Below are 12,496 nucleotides of genomic sequence, written 5' to 3'. Positions count from 1 at the left end.
TGAAAAAATGATAACATCTTCCTTAATAAGCAGCTTTATTGAGACTCATTATCAATAATCTGTTTAACTTGTCCTTGCCAATTTACTAATTCTTTTTTCAAAAATTTAGGACTAAGATCAAGTTTCTCCAAGTCTGAAAAATCTACCCACTCACACTGGCGAATGGATTGCCCTTCTTTCATATAAAGACTTGGTTCAGACAAGGGGGTAAGCAAATAATGAAATTCAATTTGATGATAAGCTTGACTGCCTAGCTCAAATTGATTTTCTACAACAAAAGCCAACGGACCAACTTCTACTTCAATTCCAATTTCTTCTAGAATTTCCCGTCGAATAGCAGCCTCTGTTGTTTCACCAACTTGAATAGCACCTCCTAAGGTACAATACTTGCCCTCAGGTGACTTGACAAGTAAGAGCTTTTCATCTTTGACTAACAACCCTGTTGCACGCACACCAAATGACTGCTTGTCCACTACTGTACGAAAATCCATCTACTCTCCTTTTATTTATTGCAAAAAATGGCCAAATCCCTTGAAAACTGTACATCAAAAACGTCCAATTCCCATGAGCTTTGACCATCATCGTTATTGTTAAATTTAGTTTAGCAGATTTTATCCTGTTAGACAATGGTCAAGACTAGCTAATCACATTTTCTATGAAATCAAAATTGACAAACTTGTCAACTAAATATATTGACACACCTTGCCATCTTTGAAAGCCAGGTCAATAATGCCACCACCTAGACATTCCTGACCATCATAGAACACAACAGCCTGACCTGGTGTAATTGCACGTTGTGGTTCTCCAAAAATCACTTCTGCCTTATCTCCTGTAACCTTGACAGTCACTTGACTATCTGGTTGACGATAGCGGAATTTGGCTGTACATTCAAGCGTGAATTCTTCAGGCATATCTCGTGTAAAGTGAACTTGACTAGCTGTCAAGCTAGTTGACATGAGTGATTCATGATAGAAACCTTGTCCAACATAGAGAATATTTTGTGATAAATCTTTACCAACAACAAACCAAGGTTGATTGTCGCCACCATGTTGACCACCGATACCAAGACCTCCACGTTGACCGATAGTATAATACATCAGACCAGCATGTTCGCCCATATCACGACCATCAACTGTCATCATACGACCTTTTTGAGCAGGTAAGTAATTACTTAAAAACTCCTTGAAATTTTTCTCACCGATAAAGCAAATGCCTGTCGAATCTTTTTTCTTGGCTGTTGCTAATTCTGCTTTTTCAGCCAAGGCACGCACTTCTGACTTTTGTAAATGCCCTAGTGGAAACATGGTCTTTTGTAGTTGTTCTTGTGATAATTGACTTAAAAAGTAGGTTTGATCCTTACCATTATCAGACCCTCGTAGCATACGAACAAGACCGTCTTCATCTCGAACAACTTGAGCATAATGCCCAGTCGCTACATAATCAGCTCCTAAAGAAAGAGCATAGTCTAAAAAGGCTTTGAATTTGATTTCCTTATTACACATAACATCAGGATTTGGCGTGCGGCCAGCTCGATATTCTGCTAAAAAGTATTCAAAAACACGATCCCAGTATTCCTTTTCAAAATTGACAGAATAATAGGGAATGCCAATCTGATCGGCAACAGCAGCGACATCCTTATAGTCCTCTGTGGCAGTACAGACTCCAAACTCATCTGTGTCATCCCAATTTTTCATAAAGACACCGATGACATCATAGCCTTGTTCTTTTAAAAGCAAGGCTGTGACCGAGGAATCAACCCCACCACTCATGCCGACAACAACACGAATTTTTGAGTTATCACTCATCTTTTTCTCCCATCTTTTCGTTGAAAAAACGATTTGAAGGTCGTCTTTCATATAGTAAGAGGAGCAAACACTGTCGTTCATGATAACGAGCTAGTTTACTCCATTTCTTATTATATCAGTTACCCCTTAGAAGTCAATTTTATGAACGGAAAATAAAGGAAAACTAAAGTTATTAACCAAGTGCCAATCGTCAGCCATAAACTAATAGTAAATAGCTTTGGTTCTTGATAAGTAACCATCAGTTGATTTAGACCTTTTTTCGCCTGTACCGTCACTGCCCCCAATTCAGATAGTTGATAATCTCCTTTACTCAACTCTTTACCATTGAGAAATAACTTAGTTCTTTCATATTTAACCACCGGTAAAGCTTCTAACTGATCTTGACGAGATGACCAAGTTAATGTCAACTGATTATTCACCAAGGTTTTCTCAATACTAACATTTGGCAAAATCAGTTGATGAGCGTATAAAACATAGGTGTTTTTTCCTGTCAAATCATTGTAAATTGGTAGATAGTCAGGCGTCGCCTTTTGAACAGCTTGCAATAGTTTTGATTTATCAGAATCAAACAAGCTAGAACGTGTAGCTTGGTAATCTTCAAATAGGTAAACATGTTTGCTGTTTTTGAGAACATACTGCCCCTTATCAGCACTTTCAACTTTTTTTAAGGCAAACTGGCTCACTTGAAACATCGAAAAAACAAGTCCTATTGACAAAGCCAGTGTCAACAACTTCGTTGACTTTGTCAAGTTATTTAACAATCGACCAACCAGAAGTAGTAATAACACTGTTGCTGGGATAAAAAAGCGAAATGGAAATTGAATCAATTCAGCAAACTTGACACCACTGTCAAGTAAATATTGCCAAGGGAAAAAGCTAGTTGACAATAATAAGAAGCCAAGATAGGTTACAAAAGCCACCTTTTCCCAACCAGTAATTTTTCGCCAATGAAGAAGGGTTAGGAAAATATGAATGATGAATAAAACTAGTAGAAAACTAGGACGATTTAGCCAATAAGTCGCTGTTCCATCAATCGTATTTTGTTGCATTAAAGGATTGATAAACGGATCCAACAGTTTATTATCTTGTCTTAAAAAAATCAAGGCCGCCCAGATATTGAGAGTTAAAAAAATAGCTAAAACAACTGCCAAAAACGTCTGCCAAATTAAAGCTAGTTTAGCCGAAGACTTGACAAAAGAGTAAAGGTAAAAGGGAATATAGATTAAAACTAAAAACAAGGCACTGAGAACATGGACTTGTAACATCAGGGCTACGGCAAGAGCCATACGCACACTATTGACTTTATGTTCAAAAATCAACTGGATAATCGGAATTAAACAATAGGACATCAATGCCGCTCCCCAACTTGAAAATCCTTGACGAATAGACCAGTATTGAACAGAAAAGGTTGTTAGGTAAAAAATAGCTAAACTCAGGGAGATTGGCAAGCGAATTTTTGCTGCTCGTAGTAGGGAAAACATGGATAAGCCAGCAAAAAGATGAAGCACAAAACGAGATAGTAGCTGATAGCCAAACCAATTTTTACTGATTAGAACCAATAGACCTTGAAAATAAGCAAAGAAAGGGCCGTAAAGGGCATTGACAATCCGTCCTGATTGCTGAAAGCCATAAATGGAAATAAAATAACTGATATTACCATTTTTAATCTGCATTGCCGCATCATAAAAACGATTATAATGAAAAATGGAATCTGAACCTAAAATCACATCTTGCCCAAGCCACTGGGGTAAAATCAATCCTAAACTGACTAAACCAATCAGACTAAGAGGTAGATATTTTTGCAATTTCTCTTGTGTAAACATAGTTTTTATTATAGCATACTGGACTTATTTTGACTTAAATGTGCTAAAATAAATCAAGGAGGTTATCTGATGAATCAAACAATCTATCTAGTTAGACATGCACAACCTGATTTTACCAATAAAGATGACAGTCGCTCTTTAAGTCAAAAAGGTTTACAAGATTGTCAACTAATTGATAAGTTTTTCTACCACCATAAAATTGATCTCATCCTATCCAGTCCTTATAAACGTGCTTACGAAACCGTTCTTAGCCTTGCCAAACAAAAACGTCTAGAGATTATTTGTGATGAACGTTTTCGTGAACGTAAAATTACAAATCATTGGATTGAAGATTTTGATGACTTTTCTCAAAAACAATGGCAAGATTTTTCCTATCGTTATTCTGACGGCGAATCACTCGCACAAGTACAAAAACGTATTCTAGCTGGCTTGACAGAAACTTTACATCATTCCAATGCTAAAACAATTGTTATCGGCTCACATGGAACAGCAATTTCGACAGTTATAAAACATTATCATCCTAGATTTGATTATCAGTATTTTCAAGACATTAAAAATCTTATGCCCTTTATCTTAAAAATCAAGTTTGAAGACAAGCTTGCGTCAAGCCTTATCCTTTACAACCTTTTTACAGGGGAAGAAATCAGCTATCTGATTAAAAATCAAGAAAAAACCTAGCTTAATTGCTAGGTTTTCATTTTATTGCATACCCCAAGCTGCTAATCCTTGAGCATTATAGGCATTGATTGCTGCGTTAATCTGATCTTGGACAGTTGCTGTCGAACCCCAACCTGGAATTGTTTGGAAAAGACCTGACGCTCCTGACAGATTATAGGCATTAGGATCACCATTTGACTCACGCGCGATGATATATTCCCAAGTCGCTTGAGAAACACCTGTCGCCGCAGCCATTTGAGCAGCAGCTTCACTACCAATAGCACCTGCCGTATTACCATTAGCTAAAGCAGCATAATTACTGTTAGTATTATAAACTGGTGCAGTCGCCTCATAGGCCACTTGTTCTCCAGTATAATAAGCCGTTGAATAATCTACATATTCAGATGGAACTGTTTCTTCTACTGCCACTGTTCCTGCATCAGACAAAACTTGAGATGACGCTTGATCAACTGAAGTTGACTCTGCCATTACTGAACTAGACTCCGTGACGCTAGATTCTGATAAATCTTCCACATTAGAAGAACTTGAAGTTGATTCACTTTGATTTTCTTCTGAAGACGATGATGTGTCTTTTTTTGTTGACATCAAATCAACTTTAATTGATGAACTACTTGCTGATGACGTTTGACTTGATGACGTTGTTGTTTTTTCAGCCATAGACGAAGCTGTCAACACTTGTTTACCAGTCAAAATCAAAATAGTGGTAACTAAGAGGGCTAAAATTCCTAAAACCGCCTGCTTAGCAAAACCAAGTTTTCTTGGTTTCTTGCTACGATATGACATAACTATGTACCTTCTCTTTCATTATCTGCTCTTATCTTACCGATAAAATATTACTTTTTGATAGATATTTCATTAAAAATATTACAAGAATATGTTAATTTAAGGTAAAATCGTCAAAATTGAGCTATTTTTGACTAATACCACCCATTAGCCAACCAAAATTCTTTAGCTGCTGACCAAGAACCATAACGTTGCGTCACATAATTATCAGCCACACGTTCTTGATTTTCAGGCGACAAGTCACCATTTAGATAAGACAAGGTAAGCTGGTAACGCCCATAATATTGACCATTTTGAGCAGTGTAACTACCACTTGACTCTTTTTGAGCAATCCATTCTTTAGCCGCCAAATCTGCCTCGCTCAAACCTGATGTCGAACTTGTTGTTGCAGTATCATCTTGAGCAACATCTGCAACTGCCGTTGATGATTGAGTATTATCACGTTTAATCGTTAATTCTTGACCAACTGTCAAAACATTAGGATTACTTAGTTGATTTAAGGACAATAAATTATCTAAGGTTGTTTGAAAATCAACAGCAAGACCAGACAAAGTATCACCAGATTTAACCCTATAAGTATCTGCACTAACCAGAGTTGGCACACTCAAACTAGCCAAAAGAACAAGACCTGCTACTTTATGTTTTAATCGTTTAGTTTTTGTCATTTGTTTATTTACTCGCTTTCTTTTTCTTGACACCTTCATCTTACCTGCCTTATATTACTAATAAATTAGTTTCTCGTTAAAAATATTACAAAAAGATTGCCGCAAGACTAAAAAAACGCCTTAAAAGGCGTTTTTTAATTAGTTTTTAGTAAAAATAATAGCATAGCTAACATCAACAGGCCTAAGATTAAAATACTATCTGCTTGTTGCCATTTTAAGACACGATACTTACTACGACCTTCTCCACCTTGGTAACCTCTAGCTTCCATGGCCAAGGCCAAAGCGTCTGCTCGCTTAAAACTAGAAGCAAAAAGAGGAATTAAGATAGGAACGGTTGAGCGAATACGTTGTAATAGATTTCCTTCGCCAAAGTCCACTCCTCTTGCTTTTTGAGCTGTCATAATTCGAGTGGCATCGTCCATTAAGGTTGGTACAAAACGTAAACTTAAAGAAAGAATTAACCCAATTTCATGAACAGGGACTTTAAATCGCTTGAGTGGACTAAGTAGTGATTCAACCGCATCTGCTAGACTCAGTGGTGGTGTTGTCAGCGTCAATAAAGTGGACACGCAAGTAATCAAAATGAAACGCATAAAAATCAGACCAGCTTGTGCCAAACTATAGTCACTAATTTTAATCAAACCCCAATCAAGTAAAACCGTTCCACCTCTTGTAAAAAAGAGTTGGAAAACCGTCGTAAAAAGAATCAAGGCAAACATAGGTTTCAAACCATTAAAAAAGAAAGACAATTTAACCTTTGACGCTAAAATCATCACAATTGTTGCCCCAGCTAAAATTAAGTTAGTAAGTAAATTATTAGCCCAAAAGATAATCAAAAGATAAATAAACATCGCCAATAATTTACTTCGTGGATCTAAACGATGAACAAGAGACTGACCAGGAATATAACGTCCTAAAATAAATTTATCCATACTTCATCATCTCCACAAACTCTTCAATCGTAATCGGTAAATGTTCTAAGTTCATCCCTCTATCTGATAAGGTCTTAGCAAACTGAGTAACTTTAGGCACACCTAACTGTTTTTCTTCTAGAAATTCAACTGATTGAAAGACATCCTTAGGTGTTCCTTCTAAAACTAATTTTCCTTTTTCTAACACATAGACAAAATCAGCATAATCAGCAACATCATCCATAACATGTGTGACCAAAACAATAGTTAAGCCAGATTGATGTAGTTCTTGAAACAGTGTCATCAATTCTTTGCGTCCTTTTGGATCAAGGCCGGCTGTTGGTTCATCTAAAACCAAAACATTAGGATTCATAGCCAAGATCCCTGCAATCGCAACCCTTCTCATTTGACCGCCAGATAGGTGAAATGGATTTTTTTCAAAAAGGTCTGCTGAAATGCCTACGAGGGCTAATTTTTCTTTCGCAATCGTTTCTGCTGTAACTTGATCAACACCAAAATTTTGTGGACCAAAAGCCACATCTTTTAAAACCGTTTCTTCAAATAACTGACTTTCTGGAAATTGAAAAACCAAACCCACTTTTTGTCTAAGAGAGCGTATATTGGCAGGCTTAGCCTGTTTGGTAATAGCTACTTTTTCAACGAATACCGTTCCTTCTGTTGGTAGATTTAAACCGTTTAACAATTGCATTAACGTTGATTTACCAGAGCCTGTATGACCAATAAAAGCAGTATAGCTACCTGCTTTAATCTCTGCTGTTACATCAAAAAGGGCTCGCTCTTCTAAAGGCGTCCCCACTTGATAGGTAAAATCTACTTGCTTGAGGCTAATTCCCATAATCTATCTCCTAATTCTTCTTCTGTCATATAATCAAAATCAGATAAGACACCTGCCTCAATCAAGGACATCTGCAATCGAGAACTAAATGGTTGATCCAGACCTAGATCTAATAGATTTCTATTTTCTTCTGAAAAAAGTTCTCTCGAACTAAGATCAAGCTCCACTTGACCTTTTTTCATCACTAAAACACGATCGCTTAGATTCACTTCATCCAAATCATGCGTAATGGAAATCACGGTTAAACCATAAGTGTCACGAACCTTTTTAATCAAAGACATGACCTCACGACGCCCATTTGGATCCAACATACTGGTAGCTTCATCTAAAATCATAATGTCAGGTCGCATAGCAATCACACCAGCAATGGCAACACGCTGTTTTTGCCCCCCAGACAACCTTGCTGGTTCTTTGTCTCTAAATGCTGACATTCCAACCATTGCGAGAGCTTCAGTGATTCGATTTTCCATTTCGTCTTTACTGAGTCCTTGATTTTCTAAACCAAAAGCAATGTCATCTTCCACAGTTGCACCAACAAATTGATTATCGGGATTTTGAAATACCATACCAATTTGACGACGAATCTGCCATAAATTTTTCTCAGTCAATTCTTGACCAGAAATATAAATCTGACCACTTTCTGCTGATAAAAGACCGTCTAATAATCTAACTGTCGTTGACTTACCAGAACCATTATGACCAATAATAGACAACCATTCTCCTTGTTTCACGTGAAACGATAACTCTTTTAAAAGATAATTCTGATCATCACTATCGTATTTAAAATTAAGTTTGTTAACATCAATTATGATTCGACTCATTTGAAGGTACCTTTAAATAAGAAGCTAGCTCCTTTAAAATAATCATAACCTGAATAAATCGTAAAAAATAAGGCAACATAAAGTAGGACAGTCCCTAACACAGACCAACCCAATAATAAAAAGATAATAGATAACATTTGAGTGGTTGTTTTAATCTTTCCTGGCATAGCAGCAGCCAGCACTTCTCCACCTGTTTCAACTAAAAGCAAACGAAGACCTGTTACTGCTAATTCACGACAAATAATTACAGCACTCAACCAAGCTGGTGCCAAATCTAAGCCCACTAACATGATAAAAGCACTCATGACTAAGATTTTATCAGCTAAAGGATCGGCAAACTTACCAAAATTAGTGACTACCTGCCATTTACGAGCTAAATAACCATCTAAATAATCTGTCAGACTAGCAAATGCAAAAATAATAGCTCCCCAAGTATGATAGTTAGCTTGATTAGGTAAAGAAGTCAAGATTAGAAAAACAGGGATTAAGATAATTCGCAAAAGCGTTAAGAGATTAGGAATATTTTCTTTTTTACTAAACATAAAAACCTTTTATTCTTGTATTGTCAATGTCACATAGCTTAAACTAGACGTTAAAGCCGACAAATCAAGTTTTTGCCCATCGATTGTTACTGCTAACCCTTGAGCATTGCCTAAAGTCAAAACTGTTGATACTACATCTTGCGGTAAGGTGACTTGATACTCTAGATTATCAGGTGTCAATAAAGCACCTTGCTCTCCTAGTTGATCGGTGTAAGCAGCAACCCAGCTCTCATCCCCTTCTACAAGTTGAAAACTAATCACAACTTCTGAACTTGGATTACTCAAGGCTACTTCCAAGTTATCTTCTCCACCAGTAGTTGTCAAACTCGGTTGAGGAGTAGTGCTTGAGGATTCTTCTTGACTAGTAGAAACACTACTTTCTGAGTCACTAGAAGATGATGGAACCATCGAATAAGACGGCTGACTAGATGACGTCAAATTATTTTGCATTTGGTTCCAACTAACATACGCCACAAAACCGACAATGGCTAAAGAAAGTGCTACTAAAATCAAAAAAGGAAGATAAGACTTCTTTTCTTCTTTATGACGACTTCCTCTTGTTTGCACAAAATTTGTTGTCTTCTCTAGTTCCCTAATAGAATCTGTTTTAACTGGTTCTGATTGAATCTTAGGGGAGGTGGTTTTGCTGTCTTTCTCAGAAAAATCTACTTTTTCTTTTGGTTTTTGTTGACTTAATTTCATGTTACGATAGCCATGAATTAAAGACACACCATCCAGATCAACAACTTCAGCATACTGCTCAATAAATGAATTAACCGATTCTTGTGGCAGTAACTTAAACTGATCCATCTCCATGGCCAAAAGATAGTGACGAGGAACTTTAGACAGCTCTGCTATTTGTTCTAAATCATATCCTTTTTTGGTTCGGGCTTGCCGTAACAACTCACCAATACTTGCTTCTCTCATACTTGTTCTCCTCAATCATCTATACTAGTAAATTATATCAAAATATCTTCTTTTGCACTACTGGGGAGAAATCGTAAATTCTGTCATCTCCGCTTCTTTGAGAAATTCTCTGCCAATGGTAACAACGTCTGCTAAAGTCAACTGCTCTAGCAAATCAGCCATAGTCAAATAGTTAGAACCATCTGCAACATAACTTGAAAATTGGCTAGCCAAGTGCGACACATCGTCCAAACTGCGTAAAAATTCACCATATAACTCTCGCTTGACCAAATTAAAATGTTTTTCAGTCAAATCCATCATTTGCCCTGCCTTACTCAATTTTTGCTTTAATAAGCGAGCCATGGCGATTGGCTCTTCTGTATCTAAGAAAAGAAGAACAAAGGCAAAACGAGAACCTAGCTCAATCTCAAAATCAAAAGAATCATCAATTTTACCTGCTTCATACCAATCTTGATAGCTTTTTGACATCCAACCAAATAACATGGCAAAAAAGAGTTGCAAAGCTAATTTTTGTTTCAAGAGAGATTGACTATTATAGCTACTTCGAATCCCCAAAACTAATTTAGGCCTACTAATATCTGGTACACTTACTGTGCGTTTCGGAATAACTTGGGTCTTAGTCAATGGTGTTCGACAACTATCTGACCTTCCCATGTTGCTAAAATGACGTTTCTGACTCTTGTCAATGTCATTGTAAACCTCGTTGACATCAAAGTCACCTACCAAAACCAAAGACATATTTTGTGGTTGGTAAAAATGAGCATAGTTTTCCTGTAAATCTTTAATTGACAAGGTTTTGATTTCTTCTTTACGTCCAGCAATATCTTCTGCCAAACTCGTTTCTGGGTAAAGATTTTGTAAAGCGCCTGAGTAAAGCAAGTAATCCGTATCATCTTGATACATGTCAATTTCTTGTGCGATAATTGCTTTTTCTTTCTCAACTGATTCTGCTGTAATTGTTAGACTTGAAATCAACTGAAAAAGTAAATCAATATTCTGACCAATCTGATCCTTGGCAGTAAAGTAGTAGCTTGTTTGTTCAAAACTAGTAAAGGCATTGACCTCTGAACCCAATTTTACAAATTCAAGAGCCCCATCTTTACCATCAGCTAACTCAAATAATTTATGTTCTAAAAAATGAGCTACTCCTACTGGATAACTTTTTTCCTGACCATCAATTAGTGTCAACTTATTGTCAATAGAGCCAAAATTAAGACTTAAAACACCTGTAACTTCCTTAAAATCTTCTTTGGGTAATAGGTAGATCATAAAACCATTATTAAAAGTATAGGTGTAAAGTTCTTGAGCAATTCTAGGATGATTAAGTTTATTAAGCGCTGACAATCACTAGCTCCCTTCTAAAAAATAAATGGCTTGTAACTTAATCTGATTAGCCAGAGCCACCACATCTTCTTTACTAATTTTATCAAGTTCATCTAAAATTGTTTCCAAAGGTTGACTACCACAATAACGCTGATGATAAAATAAATCGACTAAAGTTTTTTGGTGATCTTCCAACAATATCAAATTATTTCGCAATAAAGTCTTAGTCTGTTCCAAAAGATTGATAGAAAAACGAGCTCTTTTAAAGTCGTTTAGTTGTTTTTGAATCAAACGCAAGGTTATCTCTCTATCCTTAGCATCAATCCCTGCGTAAACCTGTAAAGTTTTTGTAAATCTATCTGTAAAGCTGCCAATATGGTAAGATAAACCTTCTTTTTCCCTAACTTCTGTAAATAGTCGAGAATTTGAGAATGAACCAAACATGCCATTCAACACAAGTAAGCTAAAGTCCTGAAACTTTTCTTGATTATTTATATCGAGATTGTAAACAAGTTGTAAAACAGATTGTTGATTATGACTTTGCTCTACTTTTTGCTTGACAACATTAGTATAAGGTTGATCATAAAAATAATCCAAGCTGACTTGACGTTCTTCTAAAGGATATTGATGAACCAGCTGAACAATTCGATAAGCATCAACATCACCGACCACAAAAATATCAATTTGATCTTCTTGAAGCATTTTTTGAAATTCTTGATAAACTGTGTAAGAATTTTCTTCTTCAACCAAATCCAAATCTGCATAGCTTGGCAGAGCTAATAAATCGTCTTCAAAAAATAGATGTTTTGCTTGATAATCACTGTAAATAAAAGAGTCTTCCATGTCTAAACTAATCGCATGAAGTAAGTTGGCCTTTTCACGATTAAAAAATTTTTGTTGATATTGAACAACAGAAACCAATGGATTAAAAAGAATGTGAAATAAAAAATCAAATATTTCTACTAAAATTTCTTCTCCCATACTATAGGGATCTGAAACAAAATTAATATCAATATCTAGTACATGAACCTTGCCTTTAGTTGACACCTTAGTTGACAAAGTTGCTCCATAAAGATGTGCCAACTGTTGTCTAAAAACTTGCAAATTAGGATACTTAGCATTGGCGGTTTCAAGTAGTTGGGCTATCAAGGCACGACGGGCAAGTGTTTGTCGCTTCAAAGGAGTGGAGAAGCGAAAGGTAATATGATTCGTCTTAAATTTTTTAGTCTGAACGACATGCAGGTTAACACCTTTTACAATTTCCATTGTCCTTCTCCAATTGAATAGTATCGTTTTTCATTATACCATTTTATCCCTTCCTCGCCCACTAAAAATGACGAAACGTGTTATAATATTAAATGA

Annotated in this window: 13 protein-coding genes; 1 reads left to right on the top strand and 12 read right to left on the bottom strand. The window is 36.3% G+C overall.

Annotation, left to right across the window (positions count from 1 at the left end; translation table 11 throughout):
- Window positions 1–35: 35 nt before the first annotated feature.
- The 3 genes from FRX51_RS04415 to FRX51_RS04405 form a co-directional block, all read right to left on the bottom strand.
- Window positions 36–491: an NUDIX hydrolase gene (locus tag FRX51_RS04415; RefSeq protein WP_146496193.1), complete on the bottom strand. Its 456-nt coding sequence runs from the start codon at window positions 489–491 to the stop codon at window positions 36–38.
- A gap of 192 nt (window positions 492–683) precedes the next feature.
- Window positions 684–1,805, bottom strand: coding sequence for a tRNA 2-thiouridine(34) synthase MnmA (mnmA, locus tag FRX51_RS04410; protein WP_146496191.1), 1,122 nt, complete (start codon window positions 1,803–1,805; stop codon window positions 684–686).
- A 119-nt stretch (window positions 1,806–1,924) separates the two neighbouring features.
- Window positions 1,925–3,628: a hypothetical protein gene (locus FRX51_RS04405; RefSeq protein WP_146496189.1), complete on the bottom strand. Its 1,704-nt coding sequence runs from the start codon at window positions 3,626–3,628 to the stop codon at window positions 1,925–1,927.
- Between the two features lie 69 nt (window positions 3,629–3,697).
- On the opposite strand from FRX51_RS04405, the gene FRX51_RS04400 reads away from it, so the two are divergent.
- Window positions 3,698–4,306, top strand: a complete 609-nt coding sequence (locus FRX51_RS04400) for a histidine phosphatase family protein (protein WP_146496187.1) — start codon at window positions 3,698–3,700, stop codon at window positions 4,304–4,306.
- A gap of 21 nt (window positions 4,307–4,327) precedes the next feature.
- On the opposite strand, the gene FRX51_RS04395 is transcribed toward FRX51_RS04400, so the two are convergent.
- The 9 genes from FRX51_RS04395 to yfmF form a co-directional block, all read right to left on the bottom strand.
- Window positions 4,328–5,089 (bottom strand): transglycosylase SLT domain-containing protein, encoded by a 762-nt coding sequence (locus FRX51_RS04395; RefSeq protein WP_398587322.1) that lies wholly within the window; start codon window positions 5,087–5,089, stop codon window positions 4,328–4,330.
- 134 nt (window positions 5,090–5,223) lie between these two features.
- Window positions 5,224–5,754 (bottom strand): LysM peptidoglycan-binding domain-containing protein, encoded by a 531-nt coding sequence (locus FRX51_RS04390; protein ID WP_146496185.1) that lies wholly within the window; start codon window positions 5,752–5,754, stop codon window positions 5,224–5,226.
- Window positions 5,755–5,888: 134 nt separating this feature from the next.
- Window positions 5,889–6,686, bottom strand: coding sequence for an energy-coupling factor transporter transmembrane protein EcfT (locus FRX51_RS04385; protein WP_146496183.1), 798 nt, complete (start codon window positions 6,684–6,686; stop codon window positions 5,889–5,891).
- Entirely contained in the window at window positions 6,679–7,521 is an 843-nt protein-coding gene (locus tag FRX51_RS04380; protein WP_146496180.1) for an energy-coupling factor transporter ATPase, read from the bottom strand. The genes FRX51_RS04385 and FRX51_RS04380 overlap by 8 nt, the downstream gene beginning before the upstream one ends.
- Window positions 7,497–8,342 (bottom strand): energy-coupling factor ABC transporter ATP-binding protein, encoded by an 846-nt coding sequence (locus FRX51_RS04375; RefSeq protein WP_186627123.1) that lies wholly within the window; start codon window positions 8,340–8,342, stop codon window positions 7,497–7,499. The genes FRX51_RS04380 and FRX51_RS04375 overlap by 25 nt, the downstream gene beginning before the upstream one ends.
- Window positions 8,339–8,884 (bottom strand): CDP-diacylglycerol--glycerol-3-phosphate 3-phosphatidyltransferase, encoded by a 546-nt coding sequence (pgsA, locus tag FRX51_RS04370; protein WP_146496178.1) that lies wholly within the window; start codon window positions 8,882–8,884, stop codon window positions 8,339–8,341. The genes FRX51_RS04375 and pgsA overlap by 4 nt, the downstream gene beginning before the upstream one ends.
- 9 nt (window positions 8,885–8,893) lie before the next feature.
- Window positions 8,894–9,811 carry a helix-turn-helix transcriptional regulator gene (locus FRX51_RS04365; protein ID WP_146496176.1) on the bottom strand — a complete coding sequence of 306 codons (918 nt, stop codon included), beginning with the start codon at window positions 9,809–9,811 and terminating at the stop codon, window positions 8,894–8,896.
- A gap of 57 nt (window positions 9,812–9,868) precedes the next feature.
- Window positions 9,869–11,155 (bottom strand): EF-P 5-aminopentanol modification-associated protein YfmH, encoded by a 1,287-nt coding sequence (gene yfmH, locus FRX51_RS04360; protein ID WP_261379799.1) that lies wholly within the window; start codon window positions 11,153–11,155, stop codon window positions 9,869–9,871.
- 3 nt (window positions 11,156–11,158) lie between these two features.
- A complete protein-coding gene (gene yfmF / locus FRX51_RS04355) occupies window positions 11,159–12,400 on the bottom strand; it encodes an EF-P 5-aminopentanol modification-associated protein YfmF (RefSeq protein WP_146496174.1) in 1,242 nt (413 codons plus the stop codon).
- Window positions 12,401–12,496 lie beyond the last annotated feature (96 nt).

Source organism: Streptococcus sp. sy010 (assembly GCF_007859175.1).
Lineage (GTDB): Bacteria > Bacillota > Bacilli > Lactobacillales > Streptococcaceae > Streptococcus.
This window is presented reverse-complemented; position numbering and strand designations above follow the sequence as displayed.

Excerpts from the sequence above, each read along its gene's own strand:
- FRX51_RS04385 (WP_146496183.1), bottom strand. The coding sequence starts at position 6,686 with ATGGATAAATTTATTTTAGGACGTTATATTCCTGGTCAGTCTCTTGTT.
- pgsA (WP_146496178.1), bottom strand. The coding sequence starts at position 8,884 with ATGTTTAGTAAAAAAGAAAATATTCCTAATCTCTTAACGCTTTTGCGA.
- FRX51_RS04395 (WP_398587322.1), bottom strand. The coding sequence starts at position 5,089 with ATGTCATATCGTAGCAAGAAACCAAGAAAACTTGGTTTTGCTAAGCAG.
- FRX51_RS04380 (WP_146496180.1), bottom strand. The coding sequence starts at position 7,521 with ATGGGAATTAGCCTCAAGCAAGTAGATTTTACCTATCAAGTGGGGACG.
- FRX51_RS04405 (WP_146496189.1), bottom strand. The coding sequence starts at position 3,628 with ATGTTTACACAAGAGAAATTGCAAAAATATCTACCTCTTAGTCTGATT.
- FRX51_RS04365 (WP_146496176.1), bottom strand. The coding sequence starts at position 9,811 with ATGAGAGAAGCAAGTATTGGTGAGTTGTTACGGCAAGCCCGAACCAAA.
- FRX51_RS04390 (WP_146496185.1), bottom strand. The coding sequence starts at position 5,754 with ATGACAAAAACTAAACGATTAAAACATAAAGTAGCAGGTCTTGTTCTT.
- FRX51_RS04375 (WP_186627123.1), bottom strand. The coding sequence starts at position 8,342 with ATGAGTCGAATCATAATTGATGTTAACAAACTTAATTTTAAATACGAT.
- FRX51_RS04415 (WP_146496193.1), bottom strand. The coding sequence starts at position 491 with ATGGATTTTCGTACAGTAGTGGACAAGCAGTCATTTGGTGTGCGTGCA.
- yfmF (WP_146496174.1), bottom strand. The coding sequence starts at position 12,400 with ATGGAAATTGTAAAAGGTGTTAACCTGCATGTCGTTCAGACTAAAAAA.
- mnmA (WP_146496191.1), bottom strand. The coding sequence starts at position 1,805 with ATGAGTGATAACTCAAAAATTCGTGTTGTTGTCGGCATGAGTGGTGGG.
- FRX51_RS04400 (WP_146496187.1), top strand. The coding sequence starts at position 3,698 with ATGAATCAAACAATCTATCTAGTTAGACATGCACAACCTGATTTTACC.